This is a genomic window from Rhodococcus sp. NyZ502, from assembly GCF_041464245.1.
GTDB lineage: Bacteria > Actinomycetota > Actinomycetes > Mycobacteriales > Mycobacteriaceae > Rhodococcus_F > Rhodococcus_F qingshengii.
Genome location: NZ_CP167155.1, coordinates 2,122,828 through 2,146,819, shown reverse-complemented (window position 1 = coordinate 2,146,819; position 23,992 = coordinate 2,122,828). Strand labels below are relative to the sequence as shown.

General features: G+C 63.0%; 23 protein-coding genes and 1 riboswitch. Of the genes, 12 read left to right on the top strand and 11 right to left on the bottom strand.

Annotation, left to right across the window (positions count from 1 at the left end; all coding sequences use genetic code 11):
• Positions 1 to 107: 107 nt before the first annotated feature.
• Entirely contained in the window at positions 108 to 1,331 is a 1,224-nt protein-coding gene (locus tag ACBG85_RS10005) for an NADP-dependent isocitrate dehydrogenase (RefSeq protein WP_003940772.1), read from the bottom strand.
• A 305-nt stretch (positions 1,332 to 1,636) separates the two neighbouring features.
• Positions 1,637 to 1,777, top strand: a riboswitch (SAM riboswitch).
• Between the two features lie 143 nt (positions 1,778 to 1,920).
• Between ACBG85_RS10005 and ACBG85_RS10000 the strand changes: the two genes are divergently transcribed.
• The 4 genes from ACBG85_RS10000 (at position 1,921) to ACBG85_RS09985 (ending at position 6,902) form a co-directional block, all read left to right on the top strand.
• Positions 1,921 to 3,246, top strand: coding sequence for a bifunctional o-acetylhomoserine/o-acetylserine sulfhydrylase (locus ACBG85_RS10000; protein ID WP_007727392.1), 1,326 nt, complete (start codon positions 1,921 to 1,923; stop codon positions 3,244 to 3,246).
• Positions 3,243 to 4,379 carry a homoserine O-acetyltransferase gene (locus ACBG85_RS09995; protein WP_372027369.1) on the top strand — a complete coding sequence of 379 codons (1,137 nt, stop codon included), beginning with the start codon at positions 3,243 to 3,245 and terminating at the stop codon, positions 4,377 to 4,379. Before ACBG85_RS10000 ends, ACBG85_RS09995 begins: the two co-directional genes overlap by 4 nt.
• A gap of 118 nt (positions 4,380 to 4,497) precedes the next feature.
• The gene (locus ACBG85_RS09990) at positions 4,498 to 6,327 is read left to right on the top strand and encodes a DEAD/DEAH box helicase (RefSeq protein WP_372027367.1); all 1,830 of its coding nucleotides are present in this window, start codon (positions 4,498 to 4,500) and stop codon (positions 6,325 to 6,327) included.
• Positions 6,327 to 6,902, top strand: a complete 576-nt coding sequence (locus ACBG85_RS09985) for a hypothetical protein (RefSeq protein WP_372027365.1) — start codon at positions 6,327 to 6,329, stop codon at positions 6,900 to 6,902. The genes ACBG85_RS09990 and ACBG85_RS09985 overlap by 1 nt, the downstream gene beginning before the upstream one ends.
• 5 nt (positions 6,903 to 6,907) lie before the next feature.
• Here ACBG85_RS09985 and ACBG85_RS09980 read toward each other — a convergent pair whose 3' ends face one another.
• Both ACBG85_RS09980 and ACBG85_RS09975 read right to left on the bottom strand, forming a co-directional pair.
• Positions 6,908 to 7,192: a DUF3017 domain-containing protein gene (locus ACBG85_RS09980; protein ID WP_003940740.1), complete on the bottom strand. Its 285-nt coding sequence runs from the start codon at positions 7,190 to 7,192 to the stop codon at positions 6,908 to 6,910.
• A gap of 5 nt (positions 7,193 to 7,197) precedes the next feature.
• Positions 7,198 to 8,055, bottom strand: a complete 858-nt coding sequence (locus ACBG85_RS09975; protein WP_174519480.1) for a bifunctional methylenetetrahydrofolate dehydrogenase/methenyltetrahydrofolate cyclohydrolase — start codon at positions 8,053 to 8,055, stop codon at positions 7,198 to 7,200.
• Between the two features lie 31 nt (positions 8,056 to 8,086).
• On the opposite strand from ACBG85_RS09975, the gene ACBG85_RS09970 reads away from it, so the two are divergent.
• Positions 8,087 to 8,599 (top strand): GNAT family N-acetyltransferase, encoded by a 513-nt coding sequence (locus ACBG85_RS09970; RefSeq protein WP_063892105.1) that lies wholly within the window; start codon positions 8,087 to 8,089, stop codon positions 8,597 to 8,599.
• A gap of 32 nt (positions 8,600 to 8,631) precedes the next feature.
• Complete coding sequence (locus tag ACBG85_RS09965; protein WP_007727403.1) at positions 8,632 to 8,907, top strand: DUF1905 domain-containing protein; 276 nt, start codon at positions 8,632 to 8,634, stop codon at positions 8,905 to 8,907.
• 6 nt (positions 8,908 to 8,913) lie between these two features.
• Here the strand turns inward: ACBG85_RS09965 and ACBG85_RS09960 are convergent, their stop codons facing one another.
• Both ACBG85_RS09960 and ACBG85_RS09955 read right to left on the bottom strand, forming a co-directional pair.
• Positions 8,914 to 9,534, bottom strand: coding sequence for a pentapeptide repeat-containing protein (locus ACBG85_RS09960; protein ID WP_372027362.1), 621 nt, complete (start codon positions 9,532 to 9,534; stop codon positions 8,914 to 8,916).
• Between the two features lie 33 nt (positions 9,535 to 9,567).
• A complete protein-coding gene (locus ACBG85_RS09955) occupies positions 9,568 to 10,251 on the bottom strand; it encodes an excalibur calcium-binding domain-containing protein (protein ID WP_058039043.1) in 684 nt (227 codons plus the stop codon).
• Between the two features lie 136 nt (positions 10,252 to 10,387).
• Here ACBG85_RS09955 and ACBG85_RS09950 point away from each other — a divergent pair, with 136 nt between their 5' ends.
• Positions 10,388 to 10,852: a tRNA (cytidine(34)-2'-O)-methyltransferase gene (locus tag ACBG85_RS09950; protein ID WP_007727408.1), complete on the top strand. Its 465-nt coding sequence runs from the start codon at positions 10,388 to 10,390 to the stop codon at positions 10,850 to 10,852.
• A 6-nt stretch (positions 10,853 to 10,858) separates the two neighbouring features.
• On the opposite strand, the gene ACBG85_RS09945 is transcribed toward ACBG85_RS09950, so the two are convergent.
• The 3 genes from ACBG85_RS09945 to ACBG85_RS09935 form a co-directional block, all read right to left on the bottom strand.
• On the bottom strand, positions 10,859 to 15,043 hold the full coding sequence (locus tag ACBG85_RS09945) for a molybdopterin-dependent oxidoreductase (RefSeq protein WP_372027832.1): 4,185 nt from the start codon (positions 15,041 to 15,043) through the stop codon (positions 10,859 to 10,861).
• Positions 15,044 to 15,223: 180 nt separating this feature from the next.
• Complete coding sequence (locus ACBG85_RS09940) at positions 15,224 to 16,057, bottom strand: DUF3626 domain-containing protein (RefSeq protein ID WP_285181813.1); 834 nt, start codon at positions 16,055 to 16,057, stop codon at positions 15,224 to 15,226.
• A gap of 7 nt (positions 16,058 to 16,064) precedes the next feature.
• Positions 16,065 to 17,201: an FAD-dependent oxidoreductase gene (locus tag ACBG85_RS09935; protein WP_372027359.1), complete on the bottom strand. Its 1,137-nt coding sequence runs from the start codon at positions 17,199 to 17,201 to the stop codon at positions 16,065 to 16,067.
• 74 nt (positions 17,202 to 17,275) lie between these two features.
• On the opposite strand from ACBG85_RS09935, the gene ACBG85_RS09930 reads away from it, so the two are divergent.
• On the top strand, positions 17,276 to 17,956 hold the full coding sequence (locus ACBG85_RS09930) for a TetR/AcrR family transcriptional regulator (RefSeq protein WP_007727412.1): 681 nt from the start codon (positions 17,276 to 17,278) through the stop codon (positions 17,954 to 17,956).
• Between the two features lie 12 nt (positions 17,957 to 17,968).
• On the opposite strand, the gene ACBG85_RS09925 is transcribed toward ACBG85_RS09930, so the two are convergent.
• A complete protein-coding gene (locus tag ACBG85_RS09925) occupies positions 17,969 to 18,880 on the bottom strand; it encodes a LysR family transcriptional regulator (protein WP_030535095.1) in 912 nt (303 codons plus the stop codon).
• Between the two features lie 91 nt (positions 18,881 to 18,971).
• Here ACBG85_RS09925 and ACBG85_RS09920 point away from each other — a divergent pair, with 91 nt between their 5' ends.
• A complete protein-coding gene (locus ACBG85_RS09920; RefSeq protein ID WP_372027357.1) occupies positions 18,972 to 20,057 on the top strand; it encodes a TDT family transporter in 1,086 nt (361 codons plus the stop codon).
• Between the two features lie 74 nt (positions 20,058 to 20,131).
• On the top strand, positions 20,132 to 20,773 hold the full coding sequence (locus ACBG85_RS09915) for a dihydrofolate reductase family protein (RefSeq protein ID WP_003940771.1): 642 nt from the start codon (positions 20,132 to 20,134) through the stop codon (positions 20,771 to 20,773).
• 47 nt (positions 20,774 to 20,820) lie between these two features.
• On the opposite strand, the gene ACBG85_RS09910 is transcribed toward ACBG85_RS09915, so the two are convergent.
• A complete protein-coding gene (locus ACBG85_RS09910; protein ID WP_003940684.1) occupies positions 20,821 to 21,129 on the bottom strand; it encodes a rhodanese-like domain-containing protein in 309 nt (102 codons plus the stop codon).
• A gap of 85 nt (positions 21,130 to 21,214) precedes the next feature.
• On the opposite strand from ACBG85_RS09910, the gene ACBG85_RS09905 reads away from it, so the two are divergent.
• Positions 21,215 to 22,054 carry a CPBP family intramembrane glutamic endopeptidase gene (locus tag ACBG85_RS09905; RefSeq protein WP_058039115.1) on the top strand — a complete coding sequence of 280 codons (840 nt, stop codon included), beginning with the start codon at positions 21,215 to 21,217 and terminating at the stop codon, positions 22,052 to 22,054.
• A gap of 33 nt (positions 22,055 to 22,087) precedes the next feature.
• Positions 22,088 to 22,978: an alpha/beta hydrolase gene (locus tag ACBG85_RS09900; protein ID WP_058039042.1), complete on the top strand. Its 891-nt coding sequence runs from the start codon at positions 22,088 to 22,090 to the stop codon at positions 22,976 to 22,978.
• On the opposite strand, the gene ACBG85_RS09895 is transcribed toward ACBG85_RS09900, so the two are convergent.
• Positions 22,965 to 23,972 carry an NAD(P)-dependent alcohol dehydrogenase gene (locus ACBG85_RS09895; RefSeq protein WP_007727420.1) on the bottom strand — a complete coding sequence of 336 codons (1,008 nt, stop codon included), beginning with the start codon at positions 23,970 to 23,972 and terminating at the stop codon, positions 22,965 to 22,967. The two genes, ACBG85_RS09900 and ACBG85_RS09895, sit on opposite strands and share 14 nt — an antisense overlap.
• Between the last annotated feature and the right edge of the window lie 20 nt (positions 23,973 to 23,992).

Below are 23,992 nucleotides of genomic sequence, written 5' to 3'. Positions count from 1 at the left end.
GGTTGAACTTCCAAGTGAGAGCGGGTGAGTTCACTCACGTGAGACCGCGAACACAAATGGGACGCCTGGTTTCCCAGACGTCCCATTTGACAGGTGAAGCGGTGAATCTACTTCGCGGCCATGGCCTTCTGCAGGTTCACGTCGAGCGCGCCGAGGAACTCCTCGGTGGTCAGGTAGCCCTGATCGCCGCCGACCAGCATCGAGAGGTCCTTGGTCATCTGGCCGCTTTCGACGGTCTTGATGACAACGTCTTCGAGCGCCTGCGCGAAGCCGATGACCTCAGGGGTGCTGTCGAGCTTGCCACGATGCTCGAGCCCGCGGGTCCACGCGAAGATGGACGCGATCGGGTTGGTCGAGGTGGGCTTGCCCTGCTGGTGCTGACGGTAGTGACGCGTCACGGTGCCGTGAGCAGCCTCTGCCTCACAGGTCTTTCCGTCCGGTGTCAGCAGAACCGACGTCATGAGGCCGAGCGAGCCGAAGCCCTGGGCCACGGTGTCGGACTGGACGTCGCCGTCGTAGTTCTTGCATGCCCAGACGTATCCGCCCTCCCACTTGAGTGCGGAAGCGACCATGTCGTCGATGAGGCGGTGCTCGTAGGTCAGACCTGCAGCATCGAACTCAGCCTTGAACTCGGTCTCGTAGACGTGCTGGAAGATGTCCTTGAAGGCACCGTCGTACGCCTTGAGAATGGTGTTCTTGGTGGACAGGTACACCGGGTAGTTCTGCTGCAGTCCGTAGGTGAGCGACGCGCGAGCGAAGTCACGGATGGACGTGGTGAAGTTGTACTGCCCCTGGACGACGCCGCCCTCTTCGGGGAAGTTGACCAGTTCGTGCTCGATCGGTGCGCTGCCGTCCTCAGGCGTGTAGGTGATCATCACCTTGCCGGGGCCGGGGACCTTGAAGTCTGTGGCGCGGTACTGGTCGCCGAATGCGTGACGGCCGATGATGATCGGCTTGGTCCAGCCCGGAACGAGTCGCGGAACGTTGGAGATGATGATCGGTGCGCGGAAGATCGTGCCGCCGAGAATGTTGCGGATCGTTCCGTTCGGGGAACGCCACATCTTCTTGAGACCGAATTCCTCGACACGTGCCTCGTCCGGCGTGATCGTGGCGCATTTGACGCCGACGCCGTGCTTCTGGATCGCGTGCGCTGCGTCGATGGTGACCTGGTCGTCGGTCTCGTCGCGGTACTCGATACCGAGGTCGTAGTACTCGAGGTTCACATCGAGATACGGATGGATCAACTTGTCTTTGATGAACTGCCAGATAATGCGCGTCATCTCATCGCCGTCGAGTTCGACGACGGTGCCCTCAACCTTGATTTTGGACATGGGTGCTTCGCGTCCTCCTAGGAAGTTTCCCTGGTTACACGGTTGCGGTCACACTTTGTGAGTGGGTCCGCGAACGGTTCGATTATCAAACCTAGACGGTGTGGACTGATCTCGGGAGATGAGTCCCAAACAAGACAAGCGTACTGCTAACCCGTGAGGCCGCAACCGGCAGGTCCACTCATCGGTCTCTACTCGCGAGTAACTTTTGCCTGCTAGTGGGCTGCGTCGCTCTGCCTCGCGTGCGGTTGCGGCTCACATTTCGCCCCGTGTCAGGACTGCGCTCACTTCCCGGTAGAATCCGACTTGGTCATGAGTGCCAGCGTCAAGCCCCGGCTCGCTGGACGGCAACCCTCCAACCGCGGTGGGGTGCCCCGGGTGATGACCAGGTTTCCCGACGTGGATCTGCTCGCGCAGTTCCACCGCAATTCGGGTGACAAGCGCGGGTCCGACAGGGACGGACCCCAGACCGGGCCGAGCCCCACGGAGGTATTTCAGTATGTGTCGCACTTGCAGATAGACCCCAGCACGGGGCGGCGATCATTCGCCCCCGTCCGACATCTATCCGTCAGACCACTGGAGTGAACAAATCATGACCGACAACACAGCCGACGCCGCAGCAACTTCGGATCCGACCGCGAACTGGTCGTTCGAGACCAAGCAGGTGCACGCCGGACAAACAGCGGACACCGCCACCAACGCGCGCGCTCTGCCGATCTACCAGACCACCAGCTACGTCTTCGACAGCACCGATCACGCTGCGGCACTGTTCGGCCTCGCCGAGCCGGGCAACATCTACACACGGATCATGAATCCCACACAGGACGCCGTCGAGCAGCGCATCGCTGCCCTCGAAGGCGGAGTCGCCGCACTCCTCCTCTCCTCGGGTCAGGCCGCCGAGACCATCGCGATCCTCAACATCGCCGAGGCCGGCGACCACATCGTCTCCAGCCCGTACCTGTACGGCGGCACGTACAACCTCCTGCATTACACCCTTCGTAAGCTGGGCATCGAAGTCACGTTCGTCGAGGATCCCGACAATCTCGAGCAGTGGCGCGAAGCCATTCGCCCGAACACGAAGGCGTTCTACGGCGAAACGATCGCCAATCCGAAGAACCACATCCTCGACCTACCCGGTATCTCGTCACTGGCCCACGAGAACGGTCTTCCGTTGATCGTGGACAACACAGTCGCGACGCCGTACCTGCTTCGCCCACTCGAACACGGCGCCGACATCGTCGTTCACTCCGCCACCAAATACCTTGGTGGACACGGCACCGCGATCGCCGGCGTCATCGTCGACGGTGGCACTTTCGACTGGACGCAGGGTCGCCACACGAACTTCACGACGCCTGATCCCAGCTACCACGGCGTCACCTTCGCGGACCTCGGCGCGCCGGCGTTCGCACTCAAGGCCCGCGTCCAACTGCTGCGCGATCTCGGTTCCGCCGTGGCGCCGTTCAACGCGTTCCTCATCGCGCAGGGTATCGAAACCTTGAGCCTGCGCATCGAGCGCCACGTATCCAATGCACAGAAGGTCGCCGAATTCCTCGACGGCCACGTCGAGGTGGCCTCCGTTTCCTACGCGGGACTTCCCTCCTCGCCATGGTTCGAACGTGGAAAGCAGCTGACGCCCAAGGGAACCGGTGCCATCGTCACCTTCGAGCTGCCCGGCGGTATCGATGCGGGCAAGACGTTCGTCAACGCCCTGACGCTGCACAGCCACGTCGCCAACATCGGTGACGTTCGCTCACTCGTCATCCACCCCGCGTCGACGACGCACTCGCAGCTCACCCCCGAAGAGCAGCTCGCTTCGGGCGTCACGCCCGGGCTCGTCCGCCTCGCGGTCGGCATCGAAGGAATCGACGACATCCTCGCCGATCTCACCGTCGGCCTGGCAGCGGTGGCAAACTCGTGACCGTGAACGAATTGGAGCCCAGGATCGACCTCCTGCCCCCACCCGACGGCCAGGTGGGGTTCGTCGACATCGGTGCCTTGGAACTCGAGAGCGGCGCGGCACTCCCATCGGTTTCGCTCGCCGTTCAGCGGTGGGGTGAGCTTTCCCCGAACCGCGACAACGTAGTACTCGTCGAGCACGCACTGACCGGAGACTCACACGTCACCGGACCGATCTCCGCGAATCAGCCCTCCCCCGGCTGGTGGAACGGGATGGTCGGCCCCGGCGAACCGATCGACACCGGCGAATGGTGCGTCATCGCAACCAATGTCCTCGGTGGTTGTCGCGGCACGACCGGTCCCAGTTCGCCGGCCGACGACGGCAAGCCGTGGGGCAGCAGGTTCCCGGATATCTCCATCCGGGATCAGATCGCGGCGGAGAAGAAGCTCGTCGATCTCCTCGGGATCGACCAGTTGGCCTCGGTAGTCGGCGGATCCATGGGGGGCATGCGCACCCTCGAATGGGCAGTTACCTACCCGGACAGCATTCGCTCCGCGTTGGTTCTCGCAACCGGTTCACGGGCCACTGCAGATCAGATCGGCACCCAGACGACGCAGATCGCTGCCATCGTCTCCGATCCGGATTGGCAGGGCGGTGACTACCACGGAACGGGGCGGGCACCTCGCACCGGACTCGGCATCGCCCGTCGCATCGCGCACCTGACGTACCGCACCGAGTCCGAACTGGACGCGCGCTTCGAGAACTCCGCTCAGAACGACGAAAATCCTTGGAACGGTGGACGATACGCCGTACAGAGTTACCTGGAACATCAGGCAGACAAGCTGGTCGACCGCTTCGACCCGAGCACGTACGTCCTACTGACCGAGGCCATGAACCGGCACGACATCGGTCGTGGACGCGGCGGTGTTGCGGCGGCGTTGGCATCGATCACGGCACCGGTCGTGGTGGGCGGCGTCGACTCGGATCGGCTGTATCCCCTTCGCTTGCAGGAGGAGATCGCCGACGGAATTTCCACGTGCAGCGGCCTCGAGATTCTCAAGTCCAAGGACGGCCACGACGGCTTCCTGACGGAGGCGGACGCCGTCGCCGGACTGCTTCGCCGAACGATGGAGTTCGCGCGTACGGCTCGCTGATTCGGCACAGAGCCACGTTTTCAGGATTCGTCAATGTCGGGAAAACCACAGCTGATCTGCGGGTTTTCCCGACATTCTCATTGGCGAACGTGAGCCGGCGCGGCTAGCATCGGCGAACGTGAATCAGCCATGCTCGACGCGCCTGCAGGCTACGTACATTCCCGAGCACATGTCCTTCGCGTTCTGGGGTGACGCAGACCCGGCAGCGCGGCTGTCGGCACTGGGGATGCCGACCGGGTCGCCGGGCGTGTGCAGGCTTGCGATCCCGGTCGACGAGTCGATCACAGCAACCGACGTCGGAGCGCAACTGCTCGACCTCACCACCGCGATCGACGCGTTCCACAACCTCGATGCTGGTCGCGGCGACCTCGGATCGTCGCTGCTCGCGTGGAAGCGCGTCATCGACACCGGCGCACATGACATTCCGACCGCAGCGCATGCCGCGATCGAGCACGACGACACGAAGATCCGAAGCGCCGAGTCCACGGTGCGGTTGTTCACGGATGCGCGTACAGCCGTGGACAGCCTTCGCCGAGCAAAGATTCAGGCGACTCTGCGCCCGTATCAAATGCAGGGAGTTGCCTGGCTGACGGCTCTGTCGGGTTCGGGTGGTGGGATCTTGGCCGACGAGATGGGTTTGGGTAAGACACTGCAAGCGATTTCGATGATCGCGATCCGCGCCGGCGACGGTCCGCATCTGGTTGTGTGTCCCACCTCGGTGATAGGAAACTGGCGCCGCGAGATCGAGCGATTCGCTCCGCATCTGCCACTGCACGTTCATCACGGGGCCGCCCGTGCACTTCCCACTCGTATCCCCGCCGGCACTACGGTTCTGACCAGCTACAGCGTCTTGCGTTCCGACGCAGCCCAATTTGCCCCGGTCCATTGGAGTTCAGTGGTCTTCGACGAGGCGCAACAGATCAAGAACCCCGCTTCCCTCGCCGCGAAAGCAGCAATGCAGTTGTCGGCGGACGTCAAGGTAGCGATGACCGGCACGCCGGTGGAGAACCGCCTCGAAGAATTGTGGTCACTCTTTCGCGTCGCAAATCCCGACGTCCTCGGAACTCGCGCACGGTTTCGTCAACGCTTTGCCGTACCGATCGAATCCGGTCGATCGGCCACCGCGGCGACCAGGCTTGCCGCGGTCATCGATCCCTTCATTCTGCGCAGAACCAAAGACACAGTGGCCAAGGATCTTCCGCCCAAGCAGTTCTCCACGGTCTCGTGCACTCTGACGTCTGAACAGGCGCGCATCTACCGGTCGGCAGTTGCCGATGCTTTCGACTCCGGATTGGGCACGGGAATTGCCCGGCGCGGCAACATTCTTGCCCTTCTGACCACTCTCAAGCAGGTATGCAATCACCCGGCGCAGGTCACCGGCGATACGGACGACCTCTACGGAAGATCCGGAAAGCTCGACCGCGCAACGGAAATGATCGCCGAGATCGTCGACGACGGCGATCGCGCGCTGATATTCACGCAGTACCGGACGATGGGCGAGATGCTCTCGCGACACCTGGGAGCCGAACTGGGTATCGGTGCCGTGCCTTTCCTCCACGGCGGCCTGAACACCGACAAACGAGACGCGATGGTCGACGCGTTCCAGAACGAGACGGATTCACCACCGGTTCTGATTCTGAGCTTGCGCGCCGCCGGCTTCGGCCTCAACCTCACGCGCGCAAGTCATGTCGTGCACTACGACCGGTGGTGGAACCCAGCCGTCGAGGATCAAGCAACCGACCGGGCACACCGCATCGGCCAGAAACGCACCGTCAACGTCCACACCTTGGTGACGGGCGGTACCGTGGAGGATCACATAGCAGCGATGCACGAGTCCAAACGAGCTGTGGCCGATGCTGTCTCCGGGAACGTCGAGGCCGCGCTGGCCGATCTCCCCGACACCGAACTGCGTGAACTTCTCGAACTCGACGGCGCGGTGATCATCTGATGGCCAACGAATTCGGCGTCACCGCTTGGGGTCGAGCGTGGCTGCGCACGGTGGAGCGGACCGCGGCGTCCGGTCCGAACCCGTCCCTGCCGACGGCTCGCACCCTGGCACGCAACGGTTCCGTGGAGTTCACCGTCGTCTCGTCGGGGACCGTCGTCGCCGAGGTGAGCACCAAGGCAAAAACTTCGTCAGTGACGATTGGTGTCCCGCTCTGGACCAAATCCGAGATCGCTGCAGTGAAGAGCCTTCTCCGTTCGGCTGGAAAGGCGAACAGATCCGTCTCCACCGGCGAACTGCCGGACAGCATCGTCACCGAACTGCAGGCTCGAAATATCGCAGTAGCCGTTGATCTTTCGGAGTGCACTGCCAGCTGCGACTGCTCAGGTAGACGCTCGCCGTGCGTTCACCATCTCGCCGCGATCTACGCCCTCGCCGGGCGAATCGACGAGGAACCTGCACTTGCGGTGACGTTACGGAGTGCACCGGTCAAGGCTGGAAAGAAGTCGACATCCGCACATTCGGCGGAGTGGATCCCTTTGAGTGATATCGATATTCGCTCGTTCTACGGGGACTGATCTTCTCAGTCGGTACCGAGCGGATCGATGGTCAGGGCGAGCGTCGCGATCAGCACACCCATAACGCCCATCGCCGCAGTGTCGAAGACCCTTCCACGCACCGCGAGCAACCCCACACGGTTCTCGGGAACGAACCACCGAGCGGCAGCTCCGATGATGACGGCAACACCGAAGACGAGGGCGCCGCGGCGCCACCGGTCGGCCAGCACGAGAACCACGGCCGCCGCGATCACGGCGAGGACCGCGAGCATGGGCAGATTCTTCTTCGCGAGGCCGACCAGTGAGGACATCGGACTCAGACTCCGGCCAGAACCCGCTCGGCGCGCTCGACCACGTTGGTGATCAGGAACGCGCGGGTCAGCGGTCCGACACCACCGGGGTTGGGTGAGACGAAGCCGGCGACCTCGCTGACGTCGGCTGCGACGTCGCCGCGCAGGCCGTCGTCGGTGCGACTGACGCCGACGTCGAGGACCGCTGCCCCGGGCTTGACCATGTCTGCGGTGATGAGGCCGGGAACGCCTGCGGCAGCGACGATGATGTCGGCGCGGCGAACCTCGGCCGCGAGATCGCGGGTACCGGTGTGGCAGAGCGTGACCGTCGCGTTCTCGCTACGACGCGTCAGCAGCAATCCGATCGGGCGACCGACTGTGACGCCTCGTCCGACTACCACCACGTGTGCGCCTGCAATAGGGACCTCGTAGCGGCGCAGGAGATGCAGGATTCCACGCGGGGTGCACGGCAGCGGGGCTTCCTTGCCCAACACCAGTCGACCGAGGTTGACCGGGTGCAAGCCGTCGGCGTCCTTGTCGGGGTCGATGCGCTCGAGGGCTGCGTTCTCGTCAAGGTGCTTGGGAAGCGGCAACTGCACGATGTAGCCGGTGCACTCGGGATTGGCATTGAGCTCGTCGATCGTCGCGTTGAGCTGCTCCTGCGTGATGTCGGCAGGCAGGTCGCGTCGCAAAGAATTGATGCCGACCTTGGCGCAGTCGTTGTGCTTGCCGCGCACGTAAGCCGCGGATCCGGGGTCGTCGCCCACCAGGATGGTGCCCAAGCCGGGTGTGATGCCCTCTGCCTTCAGAGCGCTCACCCGCACCTTCAGGTCTTCGAAGATTTCGTCGCGGGTAGCTTTGCCGTCGAGGATCGTTGCAGTCACGGCGACCATTGTTCCAGGTTAGGGTCGATGAGTGACAACGGCTCCGGAACTACGCGGCCCGAGGGTGCTCCTCTCCCCCGTCGCGCCCGATCATCACGCCCGTCTGCGGGCAATTCACCTGCACCCGGACGTCGTGCAGTGGTGGCAAAATCCCGACGACGACTGGCCTGCGGCGCCAGAAGCCGGCACCACGCACTACAGCATCTTCCACGGCGACCAACTGATCGGCTTCATCCAGTGGTACGAAGCGGAAGACAACCCCGACTTCCGCCACGCCGGGCTCGACTTGTTCCTCGATCCCGACTTCCACGGCCGAGGGTTCGGTCGCGAATCGATACGGGTGCTGTGTGCCCACCTGATCGACGACCTCGCATTCCACCGTCTGGTCATCGACCCGGAAGTCGACAACTCCGTCGCCATCGCGTGCTACCGATCGGTGGGCTTCAAGGACGTCGGGGTGATGCGCGAGTATTCGCGAGATCGCCACGGTGCGTGGAAGGACGGACTGTTGATGGATCTGCTCGCACGGGAATTCATCCGCTGATCGACTGGGACGAGTTCGAAAGGACCGACATCATGTTGCTGGACAAGGAATTCACGGCCACCCTGCAGAAGAGCGACGCCAAGGGCGGGTGGACTTATGTGATCTGGCCGGAGTCCGCCGAGTTCTTCGGCACCCGCGGCCTGGTCAAGGTACGCGGGACGATCGACGGACATCCGTTCCAGAGTTCGTTCATGGCGTTGGGAGACGGTAACCACAAGCTGCCGGTCAAAGCCGATCTTCGCAAAGCCATCGGCAAGGAGACCGGCGAGCTGGTGACGGTGCGCCTCGAGGAGCGCTTGGAGAGCTAGGCGCTGCTACTTCATGTCGACGACAAGACCGTGCGCCGACGCGTACGCCACCGCCTGCGTCAACTCGATCTGCGCGTTTCCGACCGACGCGGACGTCCACAGGCTCGGATCGATCCGCGCACCGCGCAGGTCTGCACCTTCGAGTTTGAGTCCACCCGTGCGAGCACCGGACAGATCCGCGGACGCCAGCACCGCGCCCCGCATGTCGGCCCGAACCAGGTTCGCTTCACGGAAGCGGCACGAGGTGAAGTCGATCTTTCTCAGGTCCGCCCCGCCGAGTGAGGTCAACGAGAAGTCGACTTCGTCGAGCGTCAACGGCCGGATGCGGCAACCGTCGAACGTCGACCCGAGCAGACTGCAGTTTCGGAACGTGCTGTGCCACAGGCTGGTCCGGGCAAAATTGCACGAGCGGAACGCAGTTCCCGTGTGCACGGACTCCCCCAGATCGGTGCCGGTGAAATCACAATCCGTGAACACCACCGACTCCGTCGTGAGTCCGGTGAGGTCGGCGTCTCGGAAATTGCAGTTGGTGAAAGTGCGCTGACGCCACTTCTGCCCGGCCAGCCGCGCGTCTGAATAGTCTTCGCCGACGACATCGTCGGATTCTTCGGGGAGCATGCCGTCCATACTGCCCCGCCGCACCGACACCGGTTCGATCGCCTAGGTCTCGCAGGCCACGCCGTCACCGTCACGATCAAGCTTGGACGAATAGCCGGGATCGCCGCGGTAGATCGGGGCAGCACCGGCCGCTCGCACGGCTGCACAGTTGGCGTAATACACCCCCGCGTCAGGCACCTTGGCCGGCGGCGGAACGTAGGCGGGTTCCGTTGTCTTCGGGGGCGTGTACGCCGGAGCGGGCGGAACGTACGGCGTTGTCGTGGTCTCCGGAACCTGAGGCACCAGCGGCACGATTGCCACGGTGGTTGTCGTGGTCGGCAGCGTCGTCGCGGTAGTCGTGGTCGGCGGGGCGGACGACGTTGTGGTCTTTGTCGTCGACGGGACAGTGCTCTTGGTTGTCGTCGCTGCAGCTGTCGCCGAAGAGGTCGCAGCAGGCGTCGTCGATTCTTCCGACTTGCCCGCTCCCGTCGCCGCGGCGATGGCAACCAGCCCCACGACTGCCGCGCCGGCGATCCACGGCCACTTACGCCGCGTCTTGCCTTCCTCGGCGTTAGTGTCCGGCGCCGCCGATCCGGGTGCGCCGAAGACCTGCGTGGGAGTGCCGAAAGCCTGAGTGGGTGCGTCGACGCCCTTGGGCCGTGTCTGCGCGGTCCACTGCTGACCGTCCCAGTAACGGTCGATCGTGGGGTCGAAGGGGTCGGGGTTCCAACCGGCGGGAGGGTTCATCAAAATGTCCGTTCTGCGAAGAGTGCCGGAAATAGATTCGCACGGACTGGCCGGTTTGTTACCAATTCGCCCACACTTCCCGACCGGTCTCCTCACGGACGTGGGCACCGATACGTCGCCCGGTACAGTTCCTCGAGTGTTCCGAGTGATGTTCCACGAGCCCCGCATCCCACCCAACACCGGAAACGCGATCCGCATGGTCGCGGGCACCGGTTGCGAACTCCACCTGGTCGGCCCTCTCGGGTTCGACTTGTCGGAGCCGAAGCTCAAGCGCGCAGGCTTGGACTACCACGACCTGGCGACTGTCACGGTCCACGAAAACCTGACCGCTGCCTGGGAAGCCGTCACCCCCGCTCGCGTATTCGCCTTCACCGCGCACGCGACCACGTCGTATGCCGATATCGCCTACCAACCCGGCGACGTCCTGCTGTTCGGACCCGAACCCACCGGACTGTCCGAAGAAGTATTGGCGGACGAACACGTCACCGAGCGCCTGCGTATCCCGATGCTGCCCGGACGCCGGTCCCTCAACCTGTCCAACGCTGCCGCCCTCGTGACGTACGAGGCCTGGCGTCAGCACGGGTTCAAGGGCGCTGTCTGATCGACGTCAGTAGACGTCCCGGACATAGCGCTTCTCCGCCGAAAGAGCCTTCACGTATGCCTCGGCACTGCGAGGAGCCAGTTTTCCGTGTTGAGCGACCACCCCGTTGAGGGCACTGTCGACGTCCTTGGCCATCCGGTTGGCATCGCCGCAGACGTAGAAGTGCGCTCCTTTCTGCAACCACTCCCACAGCAGCGCACCCCGCTCACGCATCCGGTCCTGCACGTAGACCTTGTCGGCTTGATCCCGGGAAAACGCGAGGTCGAGTTCGGTGAGGAATCCGTCTTTCCGCAATTCTTCGATTTCTTCGCGGTAATAGAAGTCGGTCGCGGCGTGCTGTTCTCCGAAGAACAGCCAGTTCGGACCCGTGTGCCCCAATGCCCGCCGCTCATGCAGGAAGGCACGGAACGGTGCAATGCCGGTCCCCGGACCGACCATGATCATCGGGGTTTCGGGATCGGAAGGTGGCCGGAAGTGGGTCGACTTCTGCACGTAGATACCGATGTCGTCATCGTGAGCGTGGTCGGCGAGGTAAGTCGAGCACACTCCACGCCGTGGGACACCCGCAACGTTGTATCGCACCGCGGACACCGTCAACTGCACTTCGCGTGGGTTCTCTTTCGGGCTGGAAGAAATCGAATACAGCCGCGGCTGAATCGGTTTGAGCAGCGAGAGCCATTCGTCTGTCGAGGCACGAACGGGCGACTGCGCGAGAATGTCGACGGACTGTCGTCCCCACGACCAGTCTTTGAACGTGGAGACATTCTCCGGCTTCAACAACTCGGCCAGGTCCGAATCGCGGGTTCGTTGATGCACGAATCGAATCATGTCGGTCGAGATTCGAGTGATCTCCAAGCGCTCGGTGAGCGCGGTACGCAGCGTCATTTCCCCGTACTGCCCCAGTTCGACGGTCTCGTCACCGTCGAGGCCGGTAAGGGTGAGCCACTCGTCGACAAACGGAGAGCTGTTTCGGGGCCAGACTCCGAGAGCGTCGCCGGCTTCGTAACTGACCGTGTCACCTGGAAGGTGAAAGCCCAACTGCCGCACGTCTTTGGAAGAACCCGGACGGTTGAGCACGACATTGCGCGTCAAGGCTGTGGTCAGCGGCGCCTTCTTGTTGTATCGCAGCGGCGGCGACATCGCCGGTGAAATCGGCGCGGCTGCAACGGTTGTCCCAGAATTCTTCTTTGCAACGAGGACGTCGGTCGTCTCGCCGGCCACCGAGCTCCGAAGCTCAGCCGTGACCGCCTCCAGCCATCCAGCAGCGGTGTCCTCGAAATCGGGCTCGCAGTCGGCGCGATCGACGATACGACTGGCTCCCAGTTCGGCAAGGCGGGCGTCGAGCTTTCGTCCGTGTCCACAGAAGTCGGCATAGTTCGAGTCGCCGAAAGCGATGACTGCATAACGTGTCTCGGACATGCGGGGCGCCGTGTCAGCAGACAACGCATCCCAGAAACCGCTGCCGTTGTCCGGGGATTCGCCGTCACCGGAGGTACTGGTGATCAGCAGGACCTCTCTGGTAGCTGCCAGGTCGGCGGCCGGGAATTCGTCCATCGCGTGCATCACGACGGGCAAGCCGATTCCCCCGAGACGAGTGGCGCACTCAGCAGCGAATTCTTCCGCGTTTCCGGTCTGCGATGCCCAGAGCACCACGATCGGCGCGCGCTCGGATCCAATACTCGGACTCGATGACAACGCAGGCCCGTCGGTGTCAGGAAGTGAGATCCGCGAGTACAGGCCGGCCAGAACACCGTCGACCCACATCCGCTTTTCGGCATCGAAGGGTGCCGTCGACGGCAAGGTAGGTACCCCGGCAGTGCGATCGGCGTCCGCACGCAACGCTGCGAGAAGGCCGGCCAGGTAGCTCTGCTGGAGCGCATCGAATACCACTGCAGGTGTTCCTGTTTGACCGAGGACATCTGCGAGGACATCGGTTCGCGACAACGCCCGATCAGCTGGCGCGGGAGCCAGCAGCGCCGCCTCGGCGAGCACTGTTTCAGGTGTGTTCACGGCGACCTTCGTCATAGTGACAGCGCAGGCTTTGAACTCCGGTTGCTGCGAGGCAGGGTCGATGGCGTCGTTGGTGACGGCGTTGATGGACAGATATTCGCCGAAGGCGTCGTTCCAGTGAAATGGGGCAAAGCAGTTCCCCGGACGCACTCGGTCGGTGACAACAGCCGGAAGCACAGCGCGACCGCGGCGTGAGGCAACCTCGATCGCATCCTGGTCGACGATGCCGAGCCTGGCGGCGTCGTCGGGATGGATCTCGACGAAGGGACCTGGGTTGAGCTTGTTCAACTTGGCCACCTTGCCGGTCTTGGTCATGGTGTGCCACTGGTGCGCGAGACGACCGGTGTTGAGCAGGAAGGGGTAGTCGTCGTCGGGCATTTCGGCGGGAAGCATGTGCGGCCGTGCGAAGAACATCGCACGGCCAGTGGCGGTGGGAAATGCGAGCCTCGGAGTGCTGCCGTCCTCGCGGATCAGGAGTCTTTGACTGACACCGTCATTGACGTATCGGATGGGATGACGGTCCTGATCACTATCTGGCGGGCATGGCCACTGGATCGATGTCTTGCGGAGGCGCTCGTAGGTGACGCCGCGTAAGTCGTAGCCGGTCTTCGGATTCCAGAACTGCTTGATCTCTTCGAACACCTCTTCGGCACAGGTGTAGGTGAACGCTTCGGCGTACCCCATCTCGCAGGCGATCCGGGCGATGATCTGCCAATCAGGCAGCGCCTGCCCGACCGGATCCAGTGCCTGCTGAAAGAGCGTCAGGTTGCGTTCGGAATTGATCATCACTCCGTCGGACTCTGTCCACAGCGAAGCAGGCAGCAGAACATCGGCGTATTCGTTGGTCTCGGTGACCAGGAAAGCATCCTGGGTGATGACGAGGTCGGCCTTCTCCAAGCCGTCGATGACGGTCTTGCGGTTGGCTACCGTCGCAACGGGATTGGTGCAGATGATCCAGCACGCTTTGATGTCGCCCGCCGCCATTCGGGAGAACATGTCGATGGTGCCACCGCCGATGTCGGTGCGCAGCGAGCCTTGCGGGATCCCCCACCTCTCCTCGACGAATTCGCGATCGGCGTCGACCATCACGGCGCGCTGACCTGGCAAACCTGGCCCCATGTAGCCCATTTCGCGCCCACCCATGGCGTTCGGCTGACCGGTCAACGAGAACGGACCGCTGCCGGGCTTGCAGATCGCACCGGTCGCAAGGTGAAGGTTGCAGATGGCGTTGGTGTTCCACGTGCCGTGGGTGCTCTGGTTCAAACCCATTGTCCAACAGCTCATCCAGTTTGCAGCCTCACCGATCCACTGCGCTGCAGTGCGGATGTCGGCCTCGGGGATACCGGTGATCTCGCTGACCTTCGCAGGCGTGTACTCCGCGAGGAAACTGGGCATGACCTCCCAGCCTTCGGTGAAGTCGGCGATGAAGTCCGGATCGGTGTGGCCGTTCACGACGAGCAGGTGGAGTAGTCCGTTGAGTAGCGCGAGATCGGTGCCGGGAGCGATCTGCAGGAACAAGTTCGCCTTGTCGGCGGTGGCGGTGCGTCGAGGATCGACGACGATCAACTTTGCGCCTGCCTTGATCCGCTCCTGCACCCGCAGAAAAAGGATCGGATGGCAGTCCGCCATGTTCGCGCCGGTCACGAAGAACACGTCGGCGTGTTCGAAGTCCTGATAGGAACCGGGCGGTCCGTCGGCCCCGAGTGACTGCTTGTAGCCGGTGCCGGCACTCGCCATGCACAAACGGGAATTCGATTCGATCTGATTGGTCCCGATGAAGCCCTTGGCCAGTTTGTTCGACAGGTACTGAGCTTCGAGTGACATCTGCCCGGACACGTACAACGCAAACGCGTCGGGACCGTGCTCGTCGATTATTGCCCGCAGGCGCTGGGCGGTGTCAGTGATGACTGCGGCCATGTCCGCCGCTTCGATCGCATCACCTCGGCGCGGACGGCGATATGCAGATTCCATGCGCCCCGGGCCGGCGAGCATGTCTGCGGTCGTGGTGCCTTTGGTGCACAGACGCCCGAAGTTGGTGGGATGTGTCTTCAGACCGGAAGACTTCGCAGCCTTCCGACGCCCCGTCTCGGGATCGGTGATGATGTCGAGGACAAGACCACAGCCCACCCCGCAGTATGCGCAGAGTGTGTCGACACTGGTGGTGGTGAGTTGAGCGCCCATCGATTCATGCATCCCTTCGACCGAGGATCAAGGTCGACTTCTATCTTCGGATGCAGTTGTTTCGGGAGTTCATGCCCGATGTTGCGTATCAATCACTCTTTCCTCACCGCGACCTTCGGACCGATGTGCGGTCCCGGGACCAGCGGTCGTCGACGTGCAGCTGTACGCGAATGCCCAGTTCTACACTCTGCCGCCGAATCGAGCGATGTAGTGCCAAACCTTCTTGACGTCCTGCGGATCGAAGGATGCACCCCGTGCGAGCCCCAGGACGGCAGGCGTCAGCCGCCTGCCGTGCGCAATTTCTCGGGCAAGGTCGATCACGGCCGCACCCCGGTATTCGGGATGTTCGGCTATCTCGTCGACATCGACCGCGTATCCCTCGTGCCACAGCACCGGGCACGTGAGCGAGTGGGCGATCTCTTCGATCCGTGTGCCCCGGTAACTCGGATCCAGAACGAGCGCCTCGACGTCCGTCCCGATGTCGACGACGCCGTGGACGTGCGCCTCGATGTAGTGGTCGAGCGGATCGTCGAGCTCGGCAGCCCGTGCGGCGCCGACCAAGCTCATCGCTTCGGCCGTTCCGAAATGATCAGGCTCGAAGACGCTGTCGGGAAAGCAGAAAGTGGTGCGGTCGAGCGTGTGCTCGGCAAGCCGGAAGTAGGACGAGCCGAACCGAGGGGATGCCCCGTAGGGATCGGCGGAGAAGTTCAACGATCCGTACTTCGGCCGTTCCGAGGGCTCTCGCTCGTCGTAAGCTCCGCCGAATATCCGACTCTCCCAACGCCAACGATCGCCGCCGTGATGCGCCGTCAGTCCGCCGTTGCTCGTTCGAGACTCGAACTGGGTCACATAGGTGCCTTGACGTGCGATCGAGGCCAATGTCAGACCACGTTCAGACGGGAGGTCCGGATGAAAGTGCAACGTCACCCGGTGATTTCGATCCAACGGGCCGCCCTTCGAGAGACCGCTCACGTGCGCAATCGCGGCAGACCAAGGAGTGGAATCAACAGGCATTCGCCCATTATCCGAATATGGAAGCAGCGCCGGTGAAGAAATCGACCAGTGAATACGGTGCGCCTTCACCGAGGCAGAGATCAAGGATCACGTGCGAGTCCGCGGCCTCGGATGCGCTGCGCACGAACATCGCTTCTTCGTACTCGGCGAGTGCCCCTTCGATGTCGTCGGGGTGCGCGGCGATCGCCTTTCCCAGTTCGGCGCCGTCGAACATGGCCAAGTTCGCACCCTCACCGGACGGGGCCATCAGGTGCGCTGCGTCACCGAGGAGCGTCACCCCAGGCACGCGATCCCATCGGTGCTCGTCGGGAAGTGCATGGATCGCGCGCGGAATCGGAGCGGTTTCGCCATCGGTGATCAGCGCCGTGAGTTCCGGTGCCCAACCGTCGAACTCGGCGGCGACCCGCGCTGTCGCAGCGGCGGCGTCGGTGAAATCGATACCGGCAAACCACTCCGCCGGACGGTTCAGCTGAACGTAGGTGTGCACGATGTCTCCCGCCTCTCGATGCGCGGCGATCGCTTTTCCTGGTGCGGGCGCGTACATCGCCCCGTCCCCGACGGCTTCGGCTGCAGCCGAATGCTTCTCGTCGACGTCGTGGAGGTAGGTCTCGACGAACGTGGTGCCGACGTATTCCGGCTTCGCATCGGAGAGCAGCGGCCGGATCTTCGACCAGGCACCGTCTGCACCGACGAGAAGGTCGGTGGTCACTGTCGAACCGTCGACGAAGGTCAACTCGTGGCGATCATCTCCGAGCGAGCGCACAGTGTCGACTTTGCGTCCCCATTCGATCGTGTAGTCCGGAAGGGAATCAATCAGGATTCGACGGAGGTCGCCGCGCAGCACCTCGGGACGTGCTCCCGTGCCGTCGTCGGGTTCGTCGAGGAGCACGGCGGCGTGTTGATCGAGTACGCGCGACGCGGCGCCGCCCGCGTGGATGATCGCGCGGAACTCGTCGGTGAGGCCGGCGGCGTCGAGCGCGGCCTGACCGTTGTGTTCGTGGATGTCGAGTTGACCGCCCTGCGTGCGAGCTTCTGCCGACAGTTCCGCCTCGTAGATCTTCGACCGAATTCCATGAACGTGAAGGACACGTGCGAAGGTCAGACCGCCGAGGCCCGCCCCGATGATCGTTATCGAGTTGCTCATGTTTGTTTCCTTTCAGGCTTCAATTGGAACGTCGTTCCAATGACATCTTGGAACGGCGTTCCAGATATGTCAAGATGGTTCGCATGGCGACCAGGAATCAGCGGACCGAACGACGTACGGATGCGCTCTCGAAGGAGCGAATCGTCGAGGCTGCGATCGAGATCCTCGACGACGAGGGCGAAGCCGCGCTGACATTTCGCGCACTCTCCGCACGCCTGGCAACAGGTAGCGGGGCGATTTACTGGCACGTTGCCAACAAGAGCGAACTGCTCGCCGCGGCGACCGACGACGTCATCGCCCGCGTGACAACCGGTGCAACCGAAGGCGCAGCCCCACGGGAGGCGATCCGGACCATCACCCTCGGCGTGTTCGACGCGATCGACGCGCACCCGTGGGTCGGCACCCAACTCTCTCGCGAGCCATGGCAATCAGCGGTGATGCAGATCTTCGAAAGTCTCGGCGAGCAACTCCAGGCGCTCGGCGTTCCCGAATCGGCACAGTTCGACTGCGCGTCCGCGCTCCTGAACTACGTGCTCGGTCTCGCCGGACAGTACGCCGCGGGCGCCCGTCTGCTCCCCCGTGAGACAGATCGGTCCGCTTTCCTCGCGGGCGTCGCCACGCGATGGGAAGAACTCGACTCTGCGAAGTACCCGTTCCTCAATCAGGTGACGGCGCAGTTGCGCGACCACGACGACCGAGAACAGTTTCTGGCAGGCATCGAGCTCATCCTCGCGGGGATCGACACCGTCCGATAGCGGCCGTAGCCGTCAGCGTGAATGAACAGCGGTGTTGGATCCGAGCGCTATGTCGAGGAAATCTCTTGCCGCACCGCGCAATCCGCGATCGGGATCCCAGACGGCTTGGAGTCGACGCGGCATCCGCAAGCCGTCGACGTTGACCGCGACCAGTCGGCCGTCCGTCAGGTCGGCGGCAACTGCCAGCGACGATAGAACAGCCGGGGCGTTGCCTGCCACCACCGCAGCCTTGACAGCGGTACACGAGGTGAGCTCGAGCAGCGGCGGCACACAATCGGGAACAGCATTCTCGAGCGTCAGGCGCGTACCGGACCCTGATTCTCGCTGAATCAGCGGTGTGCGTGCGAGTTCCTCGACCGGAACGGGCACACCATTCGCCCAGTCGTGTCCCGGCGGCACAACCACGACGAGGTGATCACGCGCTACTTCGCACGACGCGAGCGCCGACGGCACATCCGGCCCTTCGACAAATCCGATATCGGCCTGGCCGGCCTGAACTTGAGCAGAGACGTCCGAGGAATTGTGCAAGCTCACCGACGCCACGACGTTGGGGAACTTGTGCCGCATCGCGACCGTCCATCCGGGAACCAGATACTCGGCGATGGTCATGCTGGCGGCAACCGTGACGGCAGCATCACGTTCACCGCGAAGTGCGGCAACTCCCGATGCCATTTCCTCGGCACTGACGAGGATGTGACTTGCCCACTCGAGAATCAGACCGCCCTCGGCGGTGGGACGAACACCGGTCGCCGCTCGATCGAACACCTTGATTCCGAGTTGGCGTTCGACCGAACGCACCCGGGCGCTGACCGCCTGCTGACTGAGTCCGTGCTCCCGGCCGGCAGCACCCATGCTGCCCAGACGCCCTACGGAAAGGAGGACGTCGAGGGCACTGAGTTCCGGCACCCGAGGAGACAACGACATAGTCCCAAGATTAGACCCACAAGGCGAGTTTGTGGGCATTCAAGAACAACCGGTCTACCGGTACGGACCGGATGAGACGACAGTGAAATACATGACCACCACAACGAGTTCCACCTTCGCCCACATCACTCCGAACTGGTTCGCGGCAGCGATGGGAACGGGAATCGTGTCGGTGGCCGCCGCTTCGCTCGAACCGGAGATCGAGGGCTTGAAACTGGTCTCCGAGATCTTCTGGGTTCTGGCGGTTCTCGTAATGTGCGCCTTGATCGGAGCATTTGCCACCCATTGGTCACAACATCGATGTCAGGCCCTCGCCTACCTGCACAGCCCCGCGATGTTCCCCTTCTACGGCGCCGTCGCAATGGCACTGCTGACCGTGGGATCCGCAACCGGCATCACCGGCCCGGACTTCCTCGGCCACGACGTGGCGATCACCGTGTCGCTGACACTGTGGACACTCGGCACGGCACTCGGCCTGGTCACCTACGTCGTGATGATGATTCGACTCGTTCGAGATGCCGGGATGGCGACGGCAATGCCGTTCTGGCTCATGCCCGTCGTACCTCCGATGGTCTCGGCCACCACCGGCGCAGCGGTCAGCACCCACATGCCCGAAGGCGCTCCACGCATCGCGGTACTGGTTTTCTGCTACATCCTGTTCGCTCTGGCGCTGACCGCCGCCATCGGCATTCTGGTAGCCGTCGCCAGGCAGTTCGCACGCAACCGTTCGGCCGGCGTCGACGTGATCCCGTTCAATGCCATTCCCTCACTGTGGATTCCGTTGGGCGTGATCGGACAGTCGATCGCGGCATCCAACCTGTTGGCCGCCGGCTCACGGCATGCACTCAGCCCCGAGCATGCCGACACCCTGCACGAATTCGGGATCGCCTACGGAACCGTCGTCGGAATCATCGGCGTGATCGCGTTTGTCACCGTCACCGTCGTCACCATCCACGCACTGCGCCGCGGCTTGGACTTCTCGCTCGGCTGGTGGAGCTTCACCTTCCCCATCGGAGCATGTGCCGTCGGAGCGAATGCCTTCGGAGTCGCCACCGGTTCCACCCTGATCCGGGGAATCGCACTTGCCCTGCTGACCGTACTGATCCCCATCTGGGCAACCGTCGCGGTCAGGACCGTCCGGTCGATCCGCAGTGGAGTTCTACCGGCGGCTGCATGAATTCGCACCGATGAGTTTTGGCTCGCCGTACGGTCTGTACTTACGTAGACCATTGTCGAGAGCAGGAGTACACGGTGAGTCAGTTATTGCGAGTGCAGAATTTCGGCGTTTCGAGTGACGGAATAGCCTGCGGTCCGGACCAGAGCTTCGAGAGCCCGTTCGGCCTGGACCACGGTGAAATGTTTGCGTGGGCAGGAGCTACGGCCAGCTGGCCCAATCGCACCGATCCCGGCGGCAGCCGAGGCCTCGACGACTATTTCACGCGGGACTTCTCCAATAACATCGGCGCCGAAATCATGGGCCGCAACAAATTCTCACCGTACCGCGGCCCTTGGGAGAATCTCGAGTGGCAGGGCTGGTGGGGCGACGAGCCACCGTTCCACACCCCGGTTTTTGTCTTGACCCACCACGTGCGGCCGTCGTTCACGCTATCGGACACGACATTCCACTTCGTCGACGCCGACCCCGCGACGGCCCTCGCGCAGGCACGTGAGGCAGCGCAGGGCAAGGACGTTCGACTCGGCGGCGGAGTCAGCACTATCCGTGAATTCCTCGACGCCGATCTGGTCGACACGATGCACATCGCTGTCTCCCCGATCGAATTCGGATCCGGTCTACGACTGTGGGAGACACCTGACGAGTTACTCGACCGCTTCAACCTCGACGTTGTGCCGAGCCCGAGCGGCGTGACGCACCACCTGTTCTGGCGGAAGTGACGTGTTGGGGCAGCTCCGTGAACGGGAGCTGCCCCAACAGTTACGCACTATTCGCCGGTCTCGACCTGGCGCCCCGACTGGTACCACGCCATCGTTCCACCGGCCACCGAAACCGCATTGATGCCGCGAGCCTGCAGATACTCAGCGGCTTGCAAGCTCCGACCACCGACGGCGCAGATGATGTACACCGTTTCCGCGTCCGGAATTTCACCCACGCGAGAGACGAATTCGCTGAGCGGAATGAGCGTCGCACCGGGAACTCGGACCTGAGCGAACTCGTCGGCCTCACGGACGTCGATCAACGGCTCACCCGCTGCCAAAGCCGTGTCCAGTGCATTCAAATCGACTTCCAACATTTCTTCTGCGCCTGCCTTCGTGTTCGCTGCTGTCCGAATAGACGGTACCCGCGCGTTTTCGTGCAGCTCCCTTTACGATCTGACAATGACCAATACGGTTCCCGAAAAGTCCGGTTTTTGGAGTCGCCCCACCGTATGGAAAGTGCTCCTGCTGATAGTCGTCTACCTGGCGTTCTATCTTGCTGTCGGGCAGGTTACCTCCCGGGTTTTTGCAGACCAGATCGACACGGACAATGTCGTGGCAAGCGCCTCCAGCATCCTCCTCGGCGTCGCATTGCCCATCGCGATCGGCGGGATCGCCCTGCTGGTTTTCACGACAAAGGTCGGCTGGCTGCGCGGCGTCTTCGGCCCACAACCCATTCGTGGGCGCGGTTGGATGTGGATCGGTCCGATCATCGTGGTCGCCGCCATTGTTGCGCATCTGGCGGGAACCGATTGGAGCGCCTGGACCACCGGCGAGGTAATCGCCCTGCTGGTGCTCGGTGCGTGCGTCGGCCTGACCGAGGAATTGGCCACCCGTGGCCTGGCAGTGAAGATGCTGCGCGACGCCGGCCACCGGGAACGCTTTGTCGCCGTCGTGTCTTCACTGGTGTTTGCACTCATGCACACCGTCAACCTCATCGCCGGGATGAAGCCGTCGACCGTCCTTGTCACCGTGGTCTACACCTTCGGTTTCGGTATGTGCATGTACCTGACAATGCGTGTGACGGGCACGATCTGGGCCGCAATCGTGTTACACGGCCTCACCGACCCCACCACAATTCTCTCGACCGGCGGGCTGGACACTTCGGTGACCACGGAAGTGAGCGGCGCCGCCGCCATCACCTCTCTACTGACGGTCCTCTTGGTCGTCTTCGGGGTGATCGCCGTCTTCCTCATCCGAGATCGAATCGGCGAAGATCGGCACACACCCGTCTCGGCCTGACCGACCGCGACCGTACAAGACATACTTGTGCCCATGCCTTCTCGAACCAAGTACTCGTTCGCCGTCGTGACTGCATCGTGTGTGCTGGCACTCTCCGGTGCCGTCACTCATGCCACCGCGGGGGTTCCGACAACTCCCGAAGTCGCGACCACCGAATCCATCGCGTCGGAATCGATCAGCGATCTGTATGCAGCCCAGGGCGCGCACGAAGTGGCTGCCGATTCAGTTCCCGGGTACCAACTGTTCTACCCAGCCGACTTGTCGTCTGATGGCAATCGGCATCCCGTCGTCACCTTCGGCAACGGCAGCTATGCGACTTACGAAGAGTACGAAGCGCTCCTGCAGCATCTCGCTTCTTGGGGTTTTGTCGTTGTGGTGGCCGACAGCAGCGTCACCGGCGACGGGACGGAGATCTTGGGGGCTGCCCAGTACGTCGTCGATCAGAACACCAACGCTGACAGCATTTTTCACCAGCGGATCGACACCGACAACATTGCCTCGGTCGGACACTCCCAGGGCGCCGGTGGCGCGATCAACGCGGCAACCCAGTCCGCGAATCTGATCACCGCCACGGCGGTACTCGATTTGCCTGACCCGTGGTGGGCCTCGCGACCTGTCGACGTGATCGACGTGGCCCAGTTGACCGGACCGACGTTCTTCATGACCGGCGCCGACGACCCGGTCTCCACCGCCGATCCGCAAGCTGAGTACTTCGACAAAACCGCCGGACCGGCGGTCCGCGGCAGACTGCTTGGCGTCGGCCACAATTGGGCCGCAGATGGCGAAGGATTCCGGGGCTACCTCACCGCATGGCTGAGATTCACCCTGAGCGGCGACCAGACTGCCGCAAGTGCATTTGTCGGCGACTCGGCGGAAATCCTCACCGATCCCCGTTGGGACCGGCAAGCGATCAAGGGTTTGTGATGACGATCTTGCCGTAGGCCTGCCCGGATTTCTGCTGCTCGAAAGCGTCAGCGAGGCGGTCGAGGCTGTAGGAAGAATCTATGACGGGACGAAGCGCCAGGCTCTCCAGCCCGGCGACCATCTCCTCCTGATGTGCACGACTGCCCACCAAAACACCTTCGATGGTGACCTGTTTGGTCAGTAGCGAAGTCAGGTCGATCGACGACGAGGGGCCGTTCATGATGCCAAGCGCGCAGATTCGCCCGCCTGGTCGGACTGCCGCCAGAGATTGGCCGAGGGTGGACGGCCCGCCGACGTCGAGGACGAGGTCGATCCCGCCGCTGAGCCGCATCGCTTCCGAACCCCAGTCCGGGCGCTCACGGTAGTTGACCACGTGATCGGCACCGAGCTCGACCAATCGAGCCATCTTGTCGGGGGCCGACGAGGTTGCGATCACCTGGGCTCCAACAGCTTTGGCCAGCTGGACGGCAAACAACGCTACCGTGCTGGTCCCAGGGATCAACACCGACGACCCTGGGATGATCGGGACTCCGGCAAATAGTGCGCGCCACGCTGACAATCCCGCGGTGGGCAAGGTAGCGGCTTCCTCGTAGGTGTAGTTTCGCGGCATCACTGTCACAGCAGATACCGGCACGGTGACGGTGTCGCGGGCGAACCCGTCGACACCGTCACCCGGCGAATTTCCGAATCCGTCGAAATCCGGTGTGCCGCTCCGCCAATGCGGCAAATAGGTGCTCATCACGCGATCTCCGACGCTGAACTGTGTTACGCCGTCTCCGACCGCAACGACCTCCCCGGCAGCATCGGACAACAGGATCCGCGGACCGTCGGTTGCTATCTCTCCGGTCGCCACGAGGTAGTCATGGTGGTTGAGCGAATTCGCGTGGATCGCGATCGTCACCTCACCCGCACCCGGGCCCGGGGTCTCGATCGTCCTCGATTCGAGGTTGTTCAATCCTCCAGGCGGGAGTACGTACACGGCGCGGTTGGTCATGGTGTGGATCCTCGCACGAA

Bases quoted from the DNA above. Each gene is read 5' to 3' on its own strand.
- ACBG85_RS10005 (WP_003940772.1), bottom strand. From the start codon at position 1,331: ATGTCCAAAATCAAGGTTGAGGGCACCGTCGTCGAACTCGACGGCGAT.
- ACBG85_RS10000 (WP_007727392.1), top strand. From the start codon at position 1,921: ATGACCGACAACACAGCCGACGCCGCAGCAACTTCGGATCCGACCGCG.
- ACBG85_RS09985 (WP_372027365.1), top strand. From the start codon at position 6,327: ATGGCCAACGAATTCGGCGTCACCGCTTGGGGTCGAGCGTGGCTGCGC.
- ACBG85_RS09980 (WP_003940740.1), bottom strand. From the start codon at position 7,192: ATGTCCTCACTGGTCGGCCTCGCGAAGAAGAATCTGCCCATGCTCGCG.
- ACBG85_RS09965 (WP_007727403.1), top strand. From the start codon at position 8,632: ATGTTGCTGGACAAGGAATTCACGGCCACCCTGCAGAAGAGCGACGCC.
- ACBG85_RS09960 (WP_372027362.1), bottom strand. From the start codon at position 9,534: ATGGACGGCATGCTCCCCGAAGAATCCGACGATGTCGTCGGCGAAGAC.
- ACBG85_RS09955 (WP_058039043.1), bottom strand. From the start codon at position 10,251: ATGAACCCTCCCGCCGGTTGGAACCCCGACCCCTTCGACCCCACGATC.
- ACBG85_RS09945 (WP_372027832.1), bottom strand. From the start codon at position 15,043: ATGGGCGCTCAACTCACCACCACCAGTGTCGACACACTCTGCGCATAC.
- ACBG85_RS09940 (WP_285181813.1), bottom strand. From the start codon at position 16,057: ATGCCTGTTGATTCCACTCCTTGGTCTGCCGCGATTGCGCACGTGAGC.
- ACBG85_RS09935 (WP_372027359.1), bottom strand. From the start codon at position 17,201: ATGAGCAACTCGATAACGATCATCGGGGCGGGCCTCGGCGGTCTGACC.
- ACBG85_RS09930 (WP_007727412.1), top strand. From the start codon at position 17,276: ATGGTTCGCATGGCGACCAGGAATCAGCGGACCGAACGACGTACGGAT.
- ACBG85_RS09925 (WP_030535095.1), bottom strand. From the start codon at position 18,880: ATGTCGTTGTCTCCTCGGGTGCCGGAACTCAGTGCCCTCGACGTCCTC.
- ACBG85_RS09920 (WP_372027357.1), top strand. From the start codon at position 18,972: ATGACCACCACAACGAGTTCCACCTTCGCCCACATCACTCCGAACTGG.
- ACBG85_RS09910 (WP_003940684.1), bottom strand. From the start codon at position 21,129: ATGTTGGAAGTCGATTTGAATGCACTGGACACGGCTTTGGCAGCGGGT.
- ACBG85_RS09905 (WP_058039115.1), top strand. From the start codon at position 21,215: ATGACCAATACGGTTCCCGAAAAGTCCGGTTTTTGGAGTCGCCCCACC.
- ACBG85_RS09900 (WP_058039042.1), top strand. From the start codon at position 22,088: ATGCCTTCTCGAACCAAGTACTCGTTCGCCGTCGTGACTGCATCGTGT.
- ACBG85_RS09895 (WP_007727420.1), bottom strand. From the start codon at position 23,972: ATGACCAACCGCGCCGTGTACGTACTCCCGCCTGGAGGATTGAACAAC.